The sequence below is a fragment of the Flavobacterium aquicola genome, from assembly GCF_003385115.1.
GTDB lineage: Bacteria > Bacteroidota > Bacteroidia > Flavobacteriales > Flavobacteriaceae > Flavobacterium > Flavobacterium aquicola.
Genome location: NZ_QUNI01000003.1, coordinates 411,439 through 431,829 on the forward strand (window position 1 = coordinate 411,439; position 20,391 = coordinate 431,829).

Below are 20,391 nucleotides of genomic sequence, written 5' to 3' on the forward strand. Positions count from 1 at the left end.
TATGCTATACTATTTATTTCAATATTTAGACAAAGTAATGGATGTTCCTGGTACAGGAGTTTTTCAGTACATCACTTTTAGATCCTCTTTAGCATTATTGTTGTCATTATTGCTGTCGACCATTTATGGTAAACGTATAATTGGCTTTTTAAGCAGGCAGCAGGTTGGCGAAACGGTTCGTGAACTGGGATTGGCTGGTCAAAACGAAAAAGCAGGAACTCCTACTATGGGAGGAATTATTATCATATTTGCGACTCTTGTTCCAGTGATTCTTTTTGCAAAACTGCATAATATTTATGTCGTTTTATTAATTGTTACCACATTATGGATGGGTACTATTGGTTTTATCGACGATTATATTAAAATATTCAAGAAAGATAAGCAAGGTCTTAAAGGTATTTTTAAAGTTTTTGGCCAAGTCGGTTTAGGATTGATAGTTGGTTCGGTACTTTATTTTAGTCCTGCGGTTACGGTTAGAACCGATACTGGTAAAAGAGATATTTTTAAGACAACTACTGAAACAGTAATAAAACAAACCCCTGTAGAAGAAAAATCTACGGCTACAACTATTCCTTTTTTCAAAAATAACGAATTCGATTACGCTGAAATATTAGCATGGACGGGTGAAGGTTATGAAAAATGGGCTTGGTTGATTTTTATTCCTGTTGTAATTTTCATTATTACAGCTGTTTCCAACGGAGCAAATTTAACTGATGGTATAGATGGTTTGGCAGCAGGAACTTCGGCAGTTTCCGTTTTTGCATTAGCAGTTTTCACTTTTGTTTCGGGGAATATTTTTTTCTCAAACTATTTAAATATAATGTATATACCCAACTCTGGAGAGATGACGGTTTTTATAGCTTCGTTCCTTGGAGCGTTAATTGGTTTTCTCTGGTACAATTCTTATCCAGCATCGGTTTTTATGGGTGATACTGGAAGTTTAACTATTGGGGGTATCATTGCTGTACTCGCAATTGCAGTTCGTAAAGAAATGCTTATTCCTTTATTGTGTGGGATATTTTTGGTCGAAAACTTCTCTGTTGTTTTGCAGGTCAGCTATTTTAAATATACCAAAAAGCGTTTTGGTGAGGGACGAAGGATTTTTCTAATGTCACCATTGCATCATCATTATCAAAAGAAAGGATATCATGAAAGTAAGATAGTCACGCGATTTTGGATTGTTGCAATTATGCTGGCCATTTTGTCAATTGTAACACTGAAACTGAGATAATATATGAGGCTAGTAATATTAGGAGGAGGAGAAAGCGGTGTAGGAACTGCAATCCTTGGTAAGAAACAAGGCTATGATGTTTTTGTTTCTGATTTTGGAAAAATAAAAGACAGTTATAAAGAGGTACTGGTTATCAATGAAATTGCTTGGGAAGAAGAAAAGCATACTGAGGAGTTGATTCTGAATGCTGACGTTGTGATGAAGAGCCCGGGTATTCCAGATAAATCTCCGATTGTAAAGCAGCTAAAGAGCAAAGGTATTTCTATAATTTCTGAAATTGAATTTGCGGCCGCTTTTACAAATGCAGTAACCATTGGAATTACTGGAAGCAACGGTAAAACAACAACAACAATGTTAACACATCACGTGTTGAAATCAGCAGGATTAAACGTTGGATTGGCCGGAAATGTTGGTAAAAGTTATGCCTGGCAGGTGGCAGATAATAATTATGATTACTATGTTATTGAGTTAAGCAGTTTTCAGCTGGACGGCATTGTGAATTTTAAACCGCATATTGCTGTAATAACAAATATAAGTCCAGATCATTTGGATCGTTACGATTACAAATATCAAAATTATATAGATTCAAAGTTTAGAATTACAATGAATCAAACCGAGGAAGATTTCCTCATTTATGATGCAAATGATGAAGCCATTTTAGAATGGCTAAAGAATAATACAGTAAGAGCTAAATTAATTCCTTTTTCGTTAACCGATGAATATAGCGAAGGAGCGTTTATAAAAAACAACACAATGGAAGTTAAGATCAATAAAGAAGAGTTTACAATGGATACAGAACATATTTCATTAGAAGGAAAACATAATTTGAAAAATGCAATGGCTGCAAGTTCAGTTGCCAATATTTTGAAAATTAGAAAAAGTACTATTCGTGAAAGCATGTCTGATTTTCAAGGTGTTGAACATCGTTTGGAAAAAGTGCTCAAAATCCAGAATGTTCAGTATATAAACGATTCTAAAGCGACCAATGTGAATTCCGTATTTTTTGCTCTGGAAAGCATGAATTCACCAACAGTCTGGATTGTTGGGGGTGTGGATAAAGGAAATGACTACCATGAATTAATGTCACTTGTCCGTGAGAAAGTGAAGGCTATTATTTGTTTAGGAATCGATAATAAAAAAATTATAGATGCCTTCGGGAATGTAGTTGATATTATGGTTGAAGTTGACAATATGAGTGAAGCTGTTAAAATGGCACAGCGTTTATCCGAAAAAGGAGATACTGTTTTATTGTCGCCGGCATGCGCAAGTTTTGACTTATTTGAAAGCTATGAAGATAGAGGGAAACAATTTAAGCAAGCGGTGAAAAATTTATAATTAGCCAATTAGATGATTCGCAAATTAGTCAATTATCAAATTGACACATTATCACATTAAGAAAAAATGAAAGAACTAATTAGCAAGTTAAAAGGAGATAAAGGGATTTGGTCATTTGTGGCCTTATTAGCCCTGTTTTCTTTTATGCCTGTTTTTAGCGCCAGTAGTAATTTGGCGTATTTAGGCCATGGTACGGGAAATACTTTGGGTTATCTGGTAAAACATTTTTTGCACATTTGCTTTGGTTTTGCAATCATTTTTTGGGTACACAATGTACCATATCATTATTTTAGAGGAATCTCGAAAGTAGGATTGCCTATAGTTTGGGTTTTATTAGCTTATACTTTAATTAAAGGAACAGTAATTGCTGGTGCAAATGCCAGCAGGTGGATTCAGATTCCGTTCGTGGGACTTTCTTTTCAGACATCTACTTTGGCTGCTATTATTTTGTTTGTTTTTGTAGCTCGTTATTTGTCTAAAAGCAGAGAAGAACCAATTACATTCAAAACTTCATTTATACAGCTTTGGATCCCTGTTTTTATAACATTAATGTTTATTCTGCCAGGAAATTTTTCTACTACGGCTCTGATTTTTTCTATGGTTGTTATGCTTGTATTTATTGGAAAATACCCAATAAAATACATCTTCATTATCATTGGTTCTGGAGTGGTTATGTTAGCATTCTTTGTGCTGATGTCAAAAGCATTTCCAGATTCTAAATTCTTTAATAGAGTAGGAACATGGCAAAGTCGAATTGAAAATTTCACAAGCAATAAAGCAGATGAGGACGATTATCAAATTGAAAAAGCCAAAATTGCAATTGCTTCTGGACAGATATATGGTTTAGGACCTGGTAAAAGTGTTCAGAAAAACTTTTTGCCACAGTCTTCTTCCGATTTTATTTATGCCATTATTGTTGAAGAATACGGATTAATAGGAGGACTTGGAGTTTTGGTTTTATACCTGCTTTTGCTATTTAGATTTGTTGTTGCTTCTCATAAAGCGAATACTCTTTTTGGAAAACTAGTGGTAATTGGCTTAGGTTTTCCAATGATTTTTCAAGCGATGATTAATATGGCAGTTGCTGTTGAATTATTGCCGGTAACGGGACAAACGCTGCCTTTGATAAGCAGCGGGGGAAGTTCTATTTGGATGACTTGTTTTGGACTCGGAATTATTTTAAGCGTGACCAAAAAAGAAGAAGAAATTGCTCAGGAAAAATTAGATAAAGAAAAAAGAGAAGAAATTCTTCAAAAGCTTATAGACAGAGAAATGGAAGCAGATCTCGAAGAAGCAGATTTTAAAAATGTAAATGACAATTTTGATGCAGGCAGTTATTCAATTACGGATAATTCAAATAATCCAATGAACGCTGTATTGAAATAATTCGATTTATTAGTGTGTAATGTAATAATGCAGTTCATTACAATTTAGTGTTAAAAGGAGCAACTTAGAAATTTTCAAAATGACAAAGCATAAATTTATCTTAAGCGGAGGCGGTACAGGAGGTCATATTTACCCAGCCATTGCAATTGCAAATGAATTAAAATCTCGTTTCCCAGATGCTGAGATTTTGTTTGTTGGTGCCAAAGACAAAATGGAGATGCAAAAAGTGCCTCAGGCTGGATATGAAATCAAAGGACTTTGGATTGCTGGTCTGCAGAGAAAATTAACGGTTCAAAATGCAATGTTTCCTTTTAAACTTATTGATAGTTTGTGGAAATCACGAAAAATAATTAAGGAGTTCAAACCCGATGTGGTTATTGGAACAGGCGGTTTTGCCAGCGGACCATTATTAAATGTGGCTAACAGCATGAATATTCCAACAGTGATTCAGGAGCAGAATTCTTATCCAGGAATCACTAATAAATTATTGAGCAAAAAAGCAAACAGTATTTGTGTTGCATACGAACATTTGGAAAGATTTTTTCCTCAGGAAAAAATAAAGATTACCGGTAATCCGGTTCGTCAGGATTTATTAGATATTCAGTCTAAAAGAGAGGAAGCTATCACTCATTTTAAATTAGACAGAAATAAAAAAACATTATTGATTCTTGGCGGTAGTCTTGGAGCGAGAAGAATCAATCAGCTAATTGAAAAGGAGCTGGACAAATTCCTTTCGCTGAATGTTCAGGTTATCTGGCAGTGCGGGAAATTTTATTTTGAAGATTATAAAAAGCACAATAAATATAATGTTCAGGTAATGGCTTTTATCGAAAGAATGGATCTGGTTTATGCTGCCGCTGATGTGGTGATTTCAAGAGCTGGAGCTTCATCGGTTTCTGAGCTGTCTATAGTGGGGAAACCAGTGATTTTTATTCCGTCACCAAATGTTGCCGAAGATCACCAGACAAAAAATGCTCAGGCAATTGTGGATAAAAAAGGAGCAATTTTACTCAAAGAATCACAGTTGGACGAAGACTTTAGTTTGGTTTTTGAATCATTGATAAAAGATCAGGGAAAACAAGATCAGCTGTCTCAAAATATCAAGTTATTGGCTAAACCAAATGCAACAGTTCAAATTGCTGACGAAATTGTCAAGCTTATTAAATAAGGAAATTTATCATTTGACATTCTGTTAAATGTAAACGAGGATGGTAAAAAAATAAAACAAAATGAATTTAAATCAAATACAAAACGTCTATTTCATAGGAATCGGTGGTATCGGGATGAGTGCTTTGGCTCGTTATTTTAAAGCTATTGGCAAACAGGTTTCAGGTTATGATAAAACTCCGTCAATGCTTACTAGTGAATTGATTGAAAGTGGTATTGATATTCATTTTGAAGATAATATTGGTTTGATACCCTCTGATTATTACGCTGAAAATACATTAGTTATTATAACTCCTGCAGTTCCTGTGAAACATTCGGAATGGAATTATTTTTTGGAGCGTGAGTATCAAGTTAAGAAAAGAGCTGAAGTTCTTGGAATTATTACTAAAGATACTTTTTGTTTTGCAGTCGCAGGAACTCATGGTAAAACAACAACCTCTAGTATTTTAGGTCACATTTTATATGAAAGCGGTGCCGATGTTACTGCTTTTATTGGAGGAATAGTTGAGAATTATGATTCTAATTTGATTGGAACAGGTAAAACAGTTACTGTTGTAGAAGCTGATGAGTTTGATCGTTCTTTCCTCCATTTGCATCCAGATATTGCTTGTGTAACTTCAATGGATGCTGATCATTTGGATATTTATGGCACAAGTGATGCTATTGAAGCTTCATTTGTAGAATTTGCAAATAAAGTTGAAGATAAAAACAATCTTTTTATAACCAGCGAATTACCTATAGAAGGTGTTGTTTGCGCGGTTAATGAAGAAGCTGTTTTTAAAGCTTTCAATGTAAGAATAGAAAACAGCAGTTATGTTTTTGATGTAAAAACCCCAAACGAGCTTATTAAAGATCTGCGTTTCGGATTGCCAGGCAAGCATAATTTGATGAATGCTTTAATGGCATTAGCCATGGCAGTAACATATGGCACCCCAACCGATGTTATTGCCAGAGCTTTAGATTCTTTCAAAGGAATAAGAAGACGATTTTCATATCAGATTAAAGAAGAAAAGTTAGTATATATTGATGATTATGCGCATCACCCTACTGAAATAAATGCCGTGCATCAAGCAGTTCGTGAGTTATATCCGGGCCAAAAAGTTCTTGCTGTTTTTCAGCCGCATTTATTCAGCAGAACAAGAGATTTTGCTGATAATTTTGCCAAAAGTTTATCAGCTTTTGATGAAGTGTTCCTGATGGATATTTATCCTGCCCGCGAATTGCCAATGGAAGGGATTGATTCGCAATGGCTTATGGGTAAAATGACAAATAAAAATAAAAAAATCGTAAGCAGAGAAGATTTAATTTCTGAAATTTTAGCAAATGATGCCACTGTAATTGTAACGATTGGAGCGGGTGATTTGGGTGAAATGGTTCCTTCAATAAAAAAAGCATTATATGAAAGTCTTTAATTGGAATAATATAAGATTAGTATTGATGTTTTCCTTGGTGATATTTCTTTTTTCGTTCACGTCGAAAAGGAATTCTAAGAGAAAATTGATTAAATCTGAAGTTGTTTTCATAGGAGATAACTCTCTTTTTTTGAAAAATGAAACGGTTAATAAATTGTTGATAGAAAATAATCCCAATGCTAAAACTATAAGAAAAGATAGGCTAGATTTGAATAAATTGGAGCAGGTATTAAATGCTCAGGAAATGATCGAGAAGGCAGATGTTTATGTGAGTATCGATGGAGTTCTAAAAGCAGTTGTAAAACAAAAGACGCCTATTGCTAGAGTCTTTAATGATGAAGGTTCCTTCTATATTGACAGTGAAGGGGATACCATGCCTTTATCAGCAAATTTTACAGCTCGTGTTCCACTTGTTTCTGGGGAGATAAACAAGAAAAACAACAAAGATTTATTTAAATTATTTAAGATAATTTATGATGATGCGTTTTTGAGAAAAAACATCATTGGCATTCAAATTATGCCTAATGGTAGCTTATTAATGCAGAACAGAAATTATAATTATCAGATTGACTTCGGTGGTATGATAAATATTGATCGAAAATTTCAAAACTACAAAGCTTTTTTTCAAAAAGTAAGTTTAGATAGTTCTTTGGATAAATATAAGAAAATAGATCTCCGGTTTACGGAACAAGTAGTTTGCACAAAATAATAGAAAATGGAAAAAGAGAATATTGCAGTAGGTCTAGATATTGGGACAACGAAAATAGTTGCCATGATAGGCAAAAAGAACGAGTATGGAAAACTTGAAATTTTAGGTGTTGGTAAATCTAAAAGTTTAGGTGTTGCGAGAGGTGTTGTAAATAACATTACGCAGACTATTCAATCAATTCAACAAGCAGTTCTTGAAGCAGAAAATAATTCTGGTTATAAAATAAAAGATGTTGTGGTAGGCATCGCAGGACAGCACATCCGCAGTATTCAGCATAGTGATTACATCAGCAGAAGTAATCCTGAAGAAGTAATAGGAGGAAATGATATTGATTTATTAATCAATCAGGTTCATAAATTGGCCATGCTGCCAGGAGAAGAAATTATTCACGTATTGCCGCAGGAATTTAAAATTGACGGGCAGTCAGATGTGAAGGAACCGATAGGTATGTACGGCGGAAGACTGGAAAGCAGTTTTCATGTAGTGGTAGGACAAGCATCATCAATTAGAAATGTTGGAAGATGTATTCAAAGCTCTGGTATTGAGTTGTCTGGTTTGACATTAGAACCGTTAGCTTCATCTGATGCTGTGTTAAGTCAGGAAGAAAAAGAAGCAGGAGTTGCACTTATCGATATAGGAGGAGGAACAACAGATTTAGCAATTTTCAAAGATGGAATCATTCGCCATACTGCAGTAATTCCTTTTGGAGGAAATGTAATTACAGATGATATTAAAGAGGGCTGTTCTATAATAGAAAAGCAAGCTGAATTATTGAAAGTTAAATTTGGTTCTGCATGGCCGGGCGAAAATAAAGACAATGAGATTGTTTCTATTCCGGGATTGAGAGGAAGAGAGCCTAAAGAAATTTCGTTAAAAAATCTTTCGAAAATAATAAATGCCCGAATTGTTGAAATTATTGAACAGGTTTTTACGGAAGTAAGAGCTTATGGTCATGAAGATCCCCGCAAAAAATTAATAGCAGGTATTGTTCTTACAGGCGGCGGTGCCCAATTAAAACATATCAAGCAATTGGTGGAATATATTACTGGAATGGATACTCGAATTGGTTATCCAAATGAGCATTTGGCAGGCAATTCAGATCAAGAAATTTCAAGCCCGTTATATGCTACTGCCGTAGGTCTGGTAATGAACAGTATTGAAAATAAAACCCAGAGCGCTGTAAAAATGCAGGCAGCAATAGTTCCGGAAAAAGTAAGTTATTATAGAGAGCCTATTGTTGAAGAAAAACCAGAAATAAAAGAAGAGGTATATGTACAGCCTGAAAAAGTACTTCAAGTTGAATCTGTAAAAGAAGAATCAACAGAAAATAAAATTAGAAGATCGTTTTTTGATAAATATGTGGATAAGATTAAAGAATTTTTAGATAACGCAGAGTAGTAAATTATTAAAGTAAGAATAACAAAGAATAAAATAAATTATCAAAATTCCTTTTTGCCCCAAGCCTAGAGTAGTTAGTGATAAAGTTAATAGAAAAATTAAAACCCCATATGATGCCAAGCAACACAGAATTTGGAAGTATTTCATTTGATTTACCAAAAAATCAATCAAATGTAATCAAAGTAATTGGAGTAGGTGGAGGCGGCAGCAACGCCATAAACCATATGTTTAGACAAGGTATTAAAGGCGTTGATTTCATCGTTTGTAATACAGATTCTCAAGCGTTAGAGAATAGTGGAGTGCCAAATAAAATTCAGTTAGGCGCAAATTTAACCGAAGGTTTAGGAGCTGGTGCAAATCCAGATATAGGACATCAGTCCGCTATAGAAAGTATTTCTGATATTGAAAAAGTATTGGATGTAAATACTAAGATGGTATTTATTACAGCTGGAATGGGTGGAGGAACTGGTACAGGAGCTGCACCGGTTATTGCTCAGCTAGCCAAAGAAAGAGATATATTAACAGTTGGAATCGTAACTTTACCTTTCTTATTTGAAGGGAAAGTGCGTCAGGAGCAAGCGCTTATCGGTATCGAGAAATTGCGCAAGCAGGTTGATTCATTGATTGTTATCAATAATAATAAATTAAGAGAAGTATATGGAAATCTTGGTTTCAAAGCCGGGTTTTCAAAAGCTGACGAAGTTTTGGCAACGGCCTCAAGAGGAATTGCTGAGGTAATTACACACCACTATACTCAGAACATCGATTTACGTGATGCCAAAACTGTTTTATATAACAGTGGAACTGCTATTATGGGATCTTCTGTTTCATCTGGTGAAAACAGAGCTAAGGAAGGTATTATTGCTGCTTTAGATTCGCCGCTTTTAAATGATAATAAAATTACAGGTGCCAAAAATGTATTGTTGCTTATCGTTTCTGGAACTAATGAAATTACTATCGATGAAATTGCTGAAATTAATGAGCATATCCAATATGAAGCAGGTTCAAATGCCAATATTATCATGGGGGTTGGTGAAGACGATTCACTTGGTGATGCCATTGCAGTAACTATTATTGCTACAGGTTTTAATGTAGAACAGCAAAATGAAATCGTAAATGTTGAGCCTAAAAAAATAATTCATACTCTTGGAGAGGAGCAAAGAGGTGTTTTTGATTTATCAGCTAAACCAGTTGCTGGTTTCAGTTTAAATAATGAAACAGCCACAGCTACTGTCGAAGACAGAGTGGTTTTTGATTTAGTTGAGGATGTTACTGCCGTTATTCCAGAGCCTGTTATTTCTTCTATAAATGAAGATGAATTAATTGGAATGACCGAATTTATTAGAAATTTGGACGTGACTTTCGAAATCGTTTCTCCAATGAAAGAGATTGATTTTGTAGTTACAAATCCAGTAATTGAATCTGTTAGAGAAGTAAAGCTGGAGCCAGTACGTTTTGAAGAAAAACAGGAACAGACAGCTTTCTCATTTGATTTGCCAATGAGTAAATCACAGCCTGTTCAGGTTCACGAGGAAACAAATACTTTTTTATTCGAATTAACAAGCGAAACCCGCAATATTAAAGTTGTAGAGCCAGTTCAATTTGTTCCTGTAACTGAATTGTCGGATAACGGAGTTATTAAATATTCGTTAGAGGAATATATGGAAGTGGAAAATGATTTTATAGAGTCTAAACCTGCAGCCAAAATTGAAGAGGAAGTGATTCCTGCAGAAATGAATATTACTATAAAGCAAGTGGCAGAGCCAGTTGCTGAAATAGTGCCGACTTTAGAAAACAACTCTCCGATTGATATGACTATCGAAGAAACATTACGATTTAGAGCTGAGGAAAGAAGAAGAAAATTAAAAGATTTCAATTATAAATTTCATGATAGTGTGTCAAGAGTAGACGAACTTGAAAGAGAGCCAGCCTATAAAAGATTTGGTATAGATCTTAATAATTCGCAAACTAACAATTCAACTTCAAGAATATCAGTAGGAACAGATAGTAATAATGATTTGCAATTGCGTTCTAATAATTCATATCTGCATGATAATGTAGATTAAAAATGCCATTTTTTTTGAAGATAGCCCGAAAATTTCTTTGAATTTTCGGGCTGTTTTTTGAATATAAAGCATCAAACAAGTAGTTGGTATTGCGAGTAAAATTTTCTAAATTTGTCGGGCCTTACCAAGCTGTGCAAGGTGATTTGAGATTGTAGATTTGAAATTGCAGGTTTTGTGATCGAAAATCCTTTTTCATTTCAAAAAAATAAATGATTTTTGATTTATAAAATCAAGAGTCTAAAATCAAAAATCTAAAATAAAAATCTATATGAGTTTATCAGTTCAGATCATGGATGAAATTAAAAACGCCATGAGAGCCAAAGATACTGTTGCATTAGAAGCACTAAGATCTATAAAATCAGAGCTTTTGTTAGCACAGACTGCATCAGGTTCAAAAGAAGAAATATCGGCTGATGATGAGATTAAACTGCTTCAAAGATTGGTTAAAACCCGCAAAGAGAGCGCCAGAATTTTCACAGAGCAAAATCGATTGGATTTAGCAGAACCAGAATTGGCTCAGATAGAGGTAATCGAAAAATTCCTTCCGGCTCAATTAAGTGAAGCTGAAGTAGAAGCAGTAATCGTAAAAATCATTGCAGAAACTGGAGCGTCAGGAATAGCTTCTATGGGGAAAGTAATGGGATTGGCGTCAGCTCAGTTGGGCGGAACCGCCGAAGGAAAGACCATTTCTACTATCGTCAAAAAATTATTGACTTAAAAAATAAACAGATTTCTGATTTCAAAGGCAGAAGTCTAAATTTACTGATCGCGTAGTTCAACTGGATAGAATATCAGATTTCGGCTCTGAGGGTTGGGGGTTCGAACCCCTCCGCGATCACAATGAAAGCAAAATTGTAAATAAGTTTTACGATTTTGCTTTTTTGTTTTATAGAGATAAACTAATAAAAAATTGCTGGTTCTGTTTTTTATATTGTAATTGATTTTTATTTAGTTGCTTCATTTACAGTCTGGCTGTCTACAAACTGCTCAAAACTTACAATTTTACGGTCTTTCAATTTCCAAACGTGAGCTACTCTGGCTGTGAATGATTTGCCTGTGATCTTATAAGTTCCCGTGTAAGTTCCGTAAACGACAACTTTATCGTCGCTGGTAACATAATCTTCAGGAGTGAATTTGTAGTCAATCCATTCACTTCCTAATCGGCTGAAAACATTTTTGGTTATTTCTTCTAATCCAATATAAGTTCCTCCATACGGAAAACCTTTGGCTTCTGTCCAAGAGATATTTTCAGCAGCATATTGAGCTAGATTTTTACCGTTTTCTTCCGAAGTTTTTCCTTCGTAAGTACTTTTTATAATATCAAGATTTGTCATTGCCTTTTTTATTTAAAGAACAGCCTGATAATACAAAAAGCAGCGTCAGGCTGTAAATCATTAGTTTTACCATTTCATTTCTCCTGTGTTTACTTTTGCGCCAATCTGTAAGGCGGTTTCAAAAGTTAGCGCAGGATATTTTGCTTTCAAAGCAGCAATTAGAGCTTCTGATGTTTTGTTGGTTTTCAAAGCTTCTTCGTAGAATTGTATATAACTTTTGGTATGATTTACAGAAGTGATATCAAATGGAGAATTTGAATTGGCGTGAGCCGGAATTACAATTTCTGGATTCCAAGCTGTGATTTTGTCCAAAACAGAAATCCAGTTTTTACGCGCTTCTGCAGTTTGCGCATCGGCCATCCAAAGATGAAAAGTTGTGCCAAAAATATTGATGCCGCCAACAGCTGTTTTGATAGAAGGAATCCATACAAATGTTTTATTCGGGAATTCTTCCAAACCAATAATTTCTAATTTATGACCTTCTAATTCAATACTGTTTCCTTTTAAAACCTGTGGTAAAATTACGTTTGAAGTAATGTTTTTACCCAATCGTTCGCCCCAGACTTCCAATTTTTTTTGGGCCGTAGCTTTAATGTGTTCAATTGTTGCAGGAGAAGCATAAGCGGTAACTTCAGGAAAATGTTTTTTGAATACTTCCAGTCCGAAGTAAAAATCTGGATCGCCGTGAGAAACAAAAATTGTGGTTAATTTTTTACCGCTTGTTTTAATTTTCTGTGCCACTTTTTCGGCATCCGCCAAAGTAAATTGTGCGTCAATTAAAACCGCATCTGTTTTTCCGGATACAATTACCGATGCTACACCAAAACTATTTTCTGATGCGTTGTAAACTTGAAGTTTTAAATCTTTAGTTTCAATAGTTTTGAAACTTTGTGCTTGTGTTTCCATATTAAATAAAATTAAAATTGTTATAAATACTGTTGAGATCCTATTTTTCATTTCCTGTGGTGTTATAAATTTACACTGCAAAGATGAAACGATATGCTGTCTCAAAACATTAAACTAGTTTAAATAATTAAAAGGAATTCTTATTTTTTGACAGCAATTTTCTTTCGAATGTTACTCAAAAAAACATTGGTAATGCCCAAATAAGCTGCTACTTGAATGTTGGAAAGACGCTGAATAAGCTGCGGATATTTTTCTGCAAATTCAATATAGCGGGATTCAGCTGTTTTACTCAGATTGTCTATCATTCTGCGCTGCAGGGCGACGTGAGTTTTTTGAGTCATTACTCGAAACAGCTTTTCTATTTTAGGCAGATTGGCATAGGCAAATTCCTTGTCTTTTTTAGAAATGACGAGCACTTCACTATCTTCAATAGCTTCTATAAAAAGCTGTGATGGCGTTTCGGTAGTAAAGCTGTCAATATCGGTAATCCACCAGTTTTCAATAGCAAAATAGAGAACTTGTTCAAAACCGTTTTTGTCAATATGATATACCCGAAAAAGCCCTTTGGTAACAAAACCTTCAAATCTGCATACTTCACTTTCCCGCAGCAAAAAACTTTTTTTAGGGATTGATTTTTGTTCAAACAAATTGCAGAATTCCTCCATTTCAGTATCAGAAAGTGAAATATGTGCTGCAATATTTTGTTTGAGAAGTGTAGTCATTTTGTGAGATGATGTTTTTACTTTTTGTAGCTATTAAAAGGATACGTAATTCAGATATAAATGTACTTAATTATCAATTAATTATTTTGAAAATCAAATACTTAAAAGACATTGTGCAGGTGTTAGGTATTTTAAAAGCAATATCTGAAAAAGAAAATAAGCAGTGGAACTATTGGGCATGCTTCAGCTCAATTAGTTTCATTGTATTTATTGTTAGTTTTCTATAGTAAATTGATAGGAACCAGAAAGTAATGTAAATTCTAATCTGTCTCCTTTTTGGCCTATGAATGTTATGCCTTTTGCTTGTTTTACTTTTTTACCGCTTTCGGTTACTTTGTTTATATTGGATGCTTTTAAAAATAGCGTAGCTGTTGTGTTTGCTGGGACTTCCATCGTATAAATTGTCTGTCCTTCGGTAGTAACTTTCCATTCGCTTTCGATTTTTCCATACATGGAATCATAATGCCCTTTTGCAAAAGTTATTTGTCCGGTTGGGTCAGGTGTAGGCTGCAGAATAAATTTTTTAAAACCAGGTTCATCACGGGCAATACCAATAGAATTGTTTATCATCCATGCACCAACCGAACCGAATGAATAATGGTTAAAAGAGTTCATATTGTTATTACCGCCAAAGCCGTCTTCTTTTGTGTATGAATTCAGTCGTTCCCAAATAGTGGTTGCACCATTTTCTACGGAGTATAACCAAGAAGGGTAGGACGTTTGCTGTAATAGTTGGTACGCTTCTTTATCCTTGCCATTTTTAGAAAGAGCATCGCTAATCGCAGCGGTTCCAATAAAACCAGTCATTAAAGAATATTCAGGACGCATGATGTCTAATTCGTCCTTGTTTTTGCGTTCCAAAGCTGTTACAAGATTATTTGCGGCTTTATCTTGGGTGTTTTTGTCAAATAAATTAAACGACAGCGGAATCGCATAAGAGGCTTGTGTATCACTGAAACTTCCTTTTTTTGGAAGCTGCTCTTCGGATACTATGTAACCCCAAGGAAAGCGGTGTCCAGAATGTATTGTTTTGCCTGTTATAGTATCAATATGAGTTTTGTTAAAATGATCTTTACGGATTGCATATTCTTTCTCAAAAACTAGTGCGTCATCAGTTTTCCCAAGCAATTTGGCAGTTTTTTGCATGATTTCAAGGTCGTAGGCATAGTAAGCATCCCACAAAATAGTATCGTCATTTTTGTAGCCTTCGGGACTCAGCCAGTCGCCAAGGAGAGATTCCGATTGTATACCGGTTGCTGGGTTGAGGTGTGTTTTTAGAAAATCTGTATAGTGTTTCATGGCTTCATAATGTTCTGCAAGTAGTGAGACATCTCCATACTGCAGATACGACTCCCATGCGACTATAATTCCGGCACTTCCCCATAGAATTCCGCCAAAGGCATCTGTTACAGGAGCTGTGTCTGTAAATCTTCCGTCTTTTTCCTGTAAATCCCGCATGGCAAGCATATGTCTTCTTAAAAAAGGTCCTGCATTGGCAAGGTAGGTCGCCGTTTTAGAAAACACACTTATATCACCGCTCCAGCCCATGCGTTCATTGCGCGCAGGAGTATCTGTGGGAATGTATAAAAAATTAGAGCGGGTAGACCATTCTATATTTTTCCATAATTTATTAACCAATGGGTTTGATGTTTCATAATCAGCAGTAATTGAATCGATAGAACTTAGCACCAATCCTGTGATTTTATCTAATGGCAGTGCTTTTTTTATGCCGGTAATTTCTAAAAACCGAAAGCCATGAAAAGTAAATCGTGGCTGAATAATGTTATCACTGCCTTTGCAGTAATAAATATCCCGAACCATGGCAGCTCTCATGTTTTCGAGCATAATCATGTTTTTATTAGTGCCGTATTCTTCGGTGTCAGGATATTTTACTTCGGCGTAACGTATCATTATAGTGTCGCCTTTAGCAGTATTTTCCAATTCAATTTTAGGGAAACCTACCATATTCTGTCCCATGTCATATACAAATACGCCGGGACGCACTTCTTCTACACTGACAGGTTTTAATGTTTTTGTAATGGTGGCAGTTACACCAGGCATTCCTTTTAATTTTAATGCTGAAAAATCAAGATTTGGATTGGAACTTGTTTCTAATTCTATGATTTGTGTATTAGTCCATTTGGAATCATTAAAGTTAGGTTTAGACCAATCCTTAATTACTGATTCTTTTGTGGCATCATATACTTCGCCCTGAAAAAAACTGCCGTATCTTACAGTACCATCATTGCAGTATTTCCATGTTTTTGGATTTGTAGTTATGATTTGTTCGCTTCCGTCATTATAGGTAATAACTAATTTGGCCAAAAGCGACTGGCGGTCACCAAAAAAGTTCCAGTTTTCGCCAGTAAAAGTAATATTACCGCTCCACCAGCCTTCGCTTAGAATGGCACCAAAAGCATTGTCTCCATTTTCTAAAACCATAGCTGTTACATCATAGGTTTGATAAAGCTGTGTTTTGTTGTATTGTGTTAATCCCGGGCTAAAATATTCTTTTCCAATTCGGTCTCCGTTGAGGTACAGTTCATATATGCCACGGGAAGTTGCATACAGTCTGGCTTTTTTAATTTTTTTGCCATCTGTTTTAAATTCAGTCCGCAGTATTGGAGATGAGTTTTGGGTTGGATTTGCAATAATCAGTGCGTCTTTTGATGTGGCATCAATGACGTATTCCCCGTTTGTAACTGAAAATATTTTGTTATTTGCCGATGAAAAAATTCCGTTATATGATTTCTCCGAAAGATTTTCATTAAACAGCGTATTCGAAGGTGCTCTGAAATTCATAATCCTAACGTTCGAAAAATTGGCTTTTTCTCCTTTGTTTACAGCAAAACCAATATCACCCACAATTGGAAAAGCAATATAATCAGCACCGCGTCCCATCGGATTTATATTTACACTGGTATGACCTGAACTGTCGGCAGTGATATTATGAGAAGCATCATTTCCATCTACGTAAAAATTAAATACGCCAAAAACAGATGTTGCAAAAATCGCATGTTTGCTGTATTTATTGTTTTGGTTAATGATGCCCAATGGTATTTCAAATGTTTTAAAAGGAACAGAAGCATTATCGTTTTTAGTATAGCCTACACGGTAAATATTTAATTTTGCTTTACCATTTTGGGTGGTGCCGATGTCTGAAATATTTAATTCTACTTTTATATACGAGCAGTCTTTTTTATTTTCAACGTCCAGAATGTTCATGTTTCTATCCATAAGACGTTCGTCATTTGCTCCAAAAATAAAACTGGCTTTATCTGATTTTGATTTTTGATCGAGCTGAATATCATAGCTAAATTGAAAAACAGTAAGATAATGGGAATACAGTACCATGTCTTTATCAGTACAGCCAATCCACTTTGCTCCATTCCAGCCAGATAATTCTGGGTCAGGATTCATCAGCCCAGTTTCAAACCAAGATGAGAAAGAGGATTCTTTGCCATCTTGATTCCAAACAGTCACATTCCAATTGTAACGTGTAGCAGCTTTTAAATCTTCACCTTTATAGGGAATTCCTACTGAAATACTGCTTTCTGTTTTATTCGAATTCCAAGCAACTTTACCGTTTTCGTCTGTGACTTTTATCTGGTAACTCTTTTGTGATAAAGATCTCAGGTTTGAATCTGCTTCCATCTTCCAGCTGAAAACAGGTTTCTGTATATCAATTCCCAGTGGTGTCGTCTGGTATTCAGTCTGCAGTTTTGTAATGTTAAACTGTGCGTAAATTATTGAATTGACCATCAGGAAGACAGTTGCTAATAGATGGCTGGTAATAAAATATTTTTGCATTATTGTATGTTTCAGATTAAACTTATTTTCAAAATTAGAACATAAGTGTATAAAACACAATTATATTTTATGTGATATGGAAAAATAAATCAAGTTATGATTTTGTTTGTGTTTTTCTCCTTAGGCCGCAATTAGTGGCTTTTATTTATTTCCCTTAAGAGTTCTGAATTATTAAATAGTAATGTATCGAAAAAGTTTTGAATGACACCTGATAATCATCATATTTTTAGCCAATTTTCATTTTTAAATTTGTGTATAATTTAAAAAGAGAATGTTATGAGACAGCATGTTCCAGTGTCTACAATTATGACCAAAGATCTAATTAAGCTTACGATTAAGGATGATTTGACGAAGGCTGAATCTCTTTTTAAGCATTATAAAATCAGACATATTCCCGTGGTGAACGGAGTTACAATAATTGGAATATTGAGTTATACTGATTTGCTGCGGATTTCGTTTGCGGATGCAGTTGATGATGATGAAGAGATTATTGATACCACCGTTTATAATATGTTTACGGTAGAACAGGTAATGGCCAAAAAGCTAGTGACAATTACACCAGAAACTACTATTAAAGAAGCAGCTGAGATATTAGCAAAAAAAGAATTTCATGCCCTGCCTGTATGTGAGGATCATATACTGGTCGGAATAATAACGACAACTGATTTGATAAAATATTTAATTAATCAGTATAATTAAAAATTAAGTGTTTACTAAAGAAGAAAGTCCCAATGAAGTGTGTTTGTTACTTATTGGGACTTTTGGTTTTATTAAACGGCTAGTAAATCTTTTAAATCGGCTACTGTCTGGATTGGATCTTTAGCTCCAAATACAAAACTTCCGGCAACAAGTACGTCAGCTCCAGCTTCGGCTAATTGCACTGCATTTTTGTTGGTAACGCCGCCGTCAATTTCTATAAGAGTTGATGCTCCTTTTCGAGTAATCAGATCTTTTAGTTTTTTTACTTTTGCATAAGTGTTCTCTATGAAAGACTGTCCTCCAAAACCTGGATTTACACTCATGATGCAGACCATGTCAATATCATTGATTACATCTTCTAATAAATCTATACTGGTGTGCGGGTTTAATGCTACTCCGGCTTTCATCCCTTGTGCTTTAATCGCCTGAAGCGTTCGGTGTAAGTGCGTACATGCTTCGTAATGTACAGTTAAAATATCAGCGCCTAAATCTTTAAATGTTTTGATATATTGATCAGGGTTTACAATCATCAAATGCACATCTACCGTCTTTTTGGTGTGTCTTGTAATAGCTTCAAGAACCGGCATTCCAAAAGAAATGTTTGGAACAAAAACGCCATCCATGATATCAATGTGAAACCAGTCGGCTTGACTGTTGTTGATCATTTCGATATCACGCTGTAAATTGGCAAAATCTGCTGCTAGTACTGAAGGGGCAATAATTGTGTTTTTACTCATTTCTTCTTTTTTGTATTTGTGAACCGCAAGAGCGATTACAGGTTGAGATGCACTGCAGTGCAGCTTTACGTTTTTTTTGCAAAGGTAATATAAAAAATAAAACTCCGGAAAACCCGAGAGTGAAACTCGAACTGACCGGAATTTTTTGCCCAATAAGCAAAAAACTCCGGTAATCAGCCGGAGTTTCAATCATCAATCAAAAAACGAACAGTTAATCAGACTGTTGTTCACGTTGTATTAAAAGATTTAAAAATTAGTCAGTTTAAAAATTTTAATTGGGGATATTTTATATTAACCTAAATAAGTTTTCAAGATTTTACTTCTAGAAGTATGTTTCAATCTGCGGATTGCTTTTTCTTTAATCTGACGAACACGCTCACGAGTTAAATCAAAAGTTTCGCCGATTTCTTCAAGAGTCATTGGGTGCTGGTCACCAAGACCAAAGTATAAACGCACTACATCAGCTTCTCTTGGAGTTAATGTCTCTAGTGAACGCTCAATTTCAGTACGCAATGATTCGTGAATTAATTCTCTGTCAGGATTTGGAGATTCACCAGAACGCAATACATCATAAAGGTTTGAATCTTCTCCTTCTACAAGAGGCGCATCCATAGATAAGTGACGGCCAGAGTTTTTCATAGACTCTTTTACATCATTTACTGTCATGTCAAGTTCTTTCGCAATTTCCTCAGCAGATGGCGGACGTTCATTAGATTGTTCTAATAAAGCGTACATTTTGTTGATTTTATTGATAGAACCAATTTTATTTAATGGTAAACGAACAATACGGGATTGTTCAGCCAAAGCTTGAAGGATAGATTGACGAATCCACCATACAGCATAAGAAATGAATTTGAAACCACGAGTTTCATCAAAACGCTGTGCTGCTTTTATCAATCCTAAATTTCCTTCATTAATTAAATCGGGAAGTGTTAATCCTTGGTTTTGGTATTGTTTGGCTACCGAAACAACGAAACGTAAATTGGCTTTTGTTAATTTCTCAAGGGCTCTTTGATCCCCGGCTTTAATTCTTTGAGCTAATTCTACCTCTTCGTCTGCAGTAATAAGGTCAACTTTTCCAATTTCTTGTAAATATTTGTCTAATGAAGCGGTTTCACGATTGGTTACCTGCTTGGTGATTTTAAGTTGTCTCATGTTTTTGTCTCCTCAATTTTTTAAGTGTACAAGTTGTTATACGTATGGAGTTTCATAAAAGTTACAAAAAGTTTATTTTTTTTTAATCAAAACGTTCTTTATACTTTTTAAATAGGCTGTTCATTATCAATAATACAATTCCGACTCCAACAAGTACCATAGCCCGTATTAAGAAATTTGAATTAGATAAGTCGAAGAACATCAGTCGGATAAGGCAAATTCCGACTAATGATAAAGAAACGTATCGAAAGTATTTCTCTTTTAGAATAATTCCTAAAATTAATAAACCGAGCGCTTCCAAAATCTAGAAAAAAGTTTGTATTC

The 20,391-nt window shown here is 34.9% G+C and carries 16 protein-coding genes and 1 tRNA gene; 11 read left to right on the top strand and 6 right to left on the bottom strand.

Annotated features, from left to right (window positions below; translation table 11 throughout):
• Position 1 precedes the first annotated feature (1 nt).
• From mraY to C8P67_RS06995, 10 genes are all read left to right on the top strand, one after another.
• On the top strand, positions 2 to 1,231 hold the full coding sequence (gene mraY / locus C8P67_RS06950) for a phospho-N-acetylmuramoyl-pentapeptide-transferase (RefSeq protein ID WP_115811719.1): 1,230 nt from the start codon (positions 2 to 4) through the stop codon (positions 1,229 to 1,231).
• A 3-nt stretch (positions 1,232 to 1,234) separates the two neighbouring features.
• On the top strand, positions 1,235 to 2,566 hold the full coding sequence (murD, locus tag C8P67_RS06955; protein ID WP_115811721.1) for a UDP-N-acetylmuramoyl-L-alanine--D-glutamate ligase: 1,332 nt from the start codon (positions 1,235 to 1,237) through the stop codon (positions 2,564 to 2,566).
• 66 nt (positions 2,567 to 2,632) lie between these two features.
• Entirely contained in the window at positions 2,633 to 3,952 is a 1,320-nt protein-coding gene (locus C8P67_RS06960; RefSeq protein WP_115811723.1) for an FtsW/RodA/SpoVE family cell cycle protein, read from the top strand.
• A gap of 79 nt (positions 3,953 to 4,031) precedes the next feature.
• Positions 4,032 to 5,120, top strand: coding sequence for an undecaprenyldiphospho-muramoylpentapeptide beta-N-acetylglucosaminyltransferase (gene murG, locus C8P67_RS06965; protein WP_115811725.1), 1,089 nt, complete (start codon positions 4,032 to 4,034; stop codon positions 5,118 to 5,120).
• A gap of 61 nt (positions 5,121 to 5,181) precedes the next feature.
• Positions 5,182 to 6,531 carry a UDP-N-acetylmuramate--L-alanine ligase gene (gene murC / locus C8P67_RS06970; RefSeq protein ID WP_115811727.1) on the top strand — a complete coding sequence of 450 codons (1,350 nt, stop codon included), beginning with the start codon at positions 5,182 to 5,184 and terminating at the stop codon, positions 6,529 to 6,531.
• Positions 6,518 to 7,240 (top strand): cell division protein FtsQ/DivIB, encoded by a 723-nt coding sequence (locus tag C8P67_RS06975; RefSeq protein WP_115811729.1) that lies wholly within the window; start codon positions 6,518 to 6,520, stop codon positions 7,238 to 7,240. The genes murC and C8P67_RS06975 overlap by 14 nt, the downstream gene beginning before the upstream one ends.
• Before the next feature lie 6 nt (positions 7,241 to 7,246).
• Positions 7,247 to 8,638, top strand: a complete 1,392-nt coding sequence (ftsA, locus tag C8P67_RS06980; RefSeq protein ID WP_115811731.1) for a cell division protein FtsA — start codon at positions 7,247 to 7,249, stop codon at positions 8,636 to 8,638.
• Between the two features lie 113 nt (positions 8,639 to 8,751).
• Positions 8,752 to 10,704, top strand: a complete 1,953-nt coding sequence (gene ftsZ / locus C8P67_RS06985) for a cell division protein FtsZ (protein ID WP_115811733.1) — start codon at positions 8,752 to 8,754, stop codon at positions 10,702 to 10,704.
• A 268-nt stretch (positions 10,705 to 10,972) separates the two neighbouring features.
• Positions 10,973 to 11,422, top strand: coding sequence for a GatB/YqeY domain-containing protein (locus C8P67_RS06990; RefSeq protein WP_115811735.1), 450 nt, complete (start codon positions 10,973 to 10,975; stop codon positions 11,420 to 11,422).
• A 46-nt stretch (positions 11,423 to 11,468) separates the two neighbouring features.
• Positions 11,469 to 11,542 (top strand) — tRNA-Arg (locus C8P67_RS06995).
• Between the two features lie 106 nt (positions 11,543 to 11,648).
• On the opposite strand, the gene C8P67_RS07000 is transcribed toward C8P67_RS06995, so the two are convergent.
• The 4 genes from C8P67_RS07000 to C8P67_RS07020 all read right to left on the bottom strand — a co-directional run bounded on the left by C8P67_RS07000 (position 11,649) and on the right by C8P67_RS07020 (position 17,476).
• Complete coding sequence (locus C8P67_RS07000) at positions 11,649 to 12,038, bottom strand: nuclear transport factor 2 family protein (protein WP_115811737.1); 390 nt, start codon at positions 12,036 to 12,038, stop codon at positions 11,649 to 11,651.
• A 66-nt stretch (positions 12,039 to 12,104) separates the two neighbouring features.
• A complete protein-coding gene (locus C8P67_RS07005) occupies positions 12,105 to 12,944 on the bottom strand; it encodes an MBL fold metallo-hydrolase (protein ID WP_211319896.1) in 840 nt (279 codons plus the stop codon).
• A gap of 140 nt (positions 12,945 to 13,084) precedes the next feature.
• Entirely contained in the window at positions 13,085 to 13,666 is a 582-nt protein-coding gene (locus tag C8P67_RS07010; protein WP_115811741.1) for a Crp/Fnr family transcriptional regulator, read from the bottom strand.
• A gap of 213 nt (positions 13,667 to 13,879) precedes the next feature.
• Positions 13,880 to 17,476 carry an alpha-L-rhamnosidase gene (locus C8P67_RS07020; protein WP_115811746.1) on the bottom strand — a complete coding sequence of 1,199 codons (3,597 nt, stop codon included), beginning with the start codon at positions 17,474 to 17,476 and terminating at the stop codon, positions 13,880 to 13,882.
• 276 nt (positions 17,477 to 17,752) lie between these two features.
• On the opposite strand from C8P67_RS07020, the gene C8P67_RS07025 reads away from it, so the two are divergent.
• A complete protein-coding gene (locus C8P67_RS07025) occupies positions 17,753 to 18,175 on the top strand; it encodes a CBS domain-containing protein (RefSeq protein WP_115811748.1) in 423 nt (140 codons plus the stop codon).
• A 71-nt stretch (positions 18,176 to 18,246) separates the two neighbouring features.
• Here C8P67_RS07025 and rpe read toward each other — a convergent pair whose 3' ends face one another.
• Positions 18,247 to 18,912, bottom strand: coding sequence for a ribulose-phosphate 3-epimerase (gene rpe, locus C8P67_RS07030; protein ID WP_115811979.1), 666 nt, complete (start codon positions 18,910 to 18,912; stop codon positions 18,247 to 18,249).
• Between the two features lie 291 nt (positions 18,913 to 19,203).
• Positions 19,204 to 20,067 carry a sigma-70 family RNA polymerase sigma factor gene (locus C8P67_RS07035; RefSeq protein ID WP_007804760.1) on the bottom strand — a complete coding sequence of 288 codons (864 nt, stop codon included), beginning with the start codon at positions 20,065 to 20,067 and terminating at the stop codon, positions 19,204 to 19,206.
• Between the last annotated feature and the right edge of the window lie 324 nt (positions 20,068 to 20,391).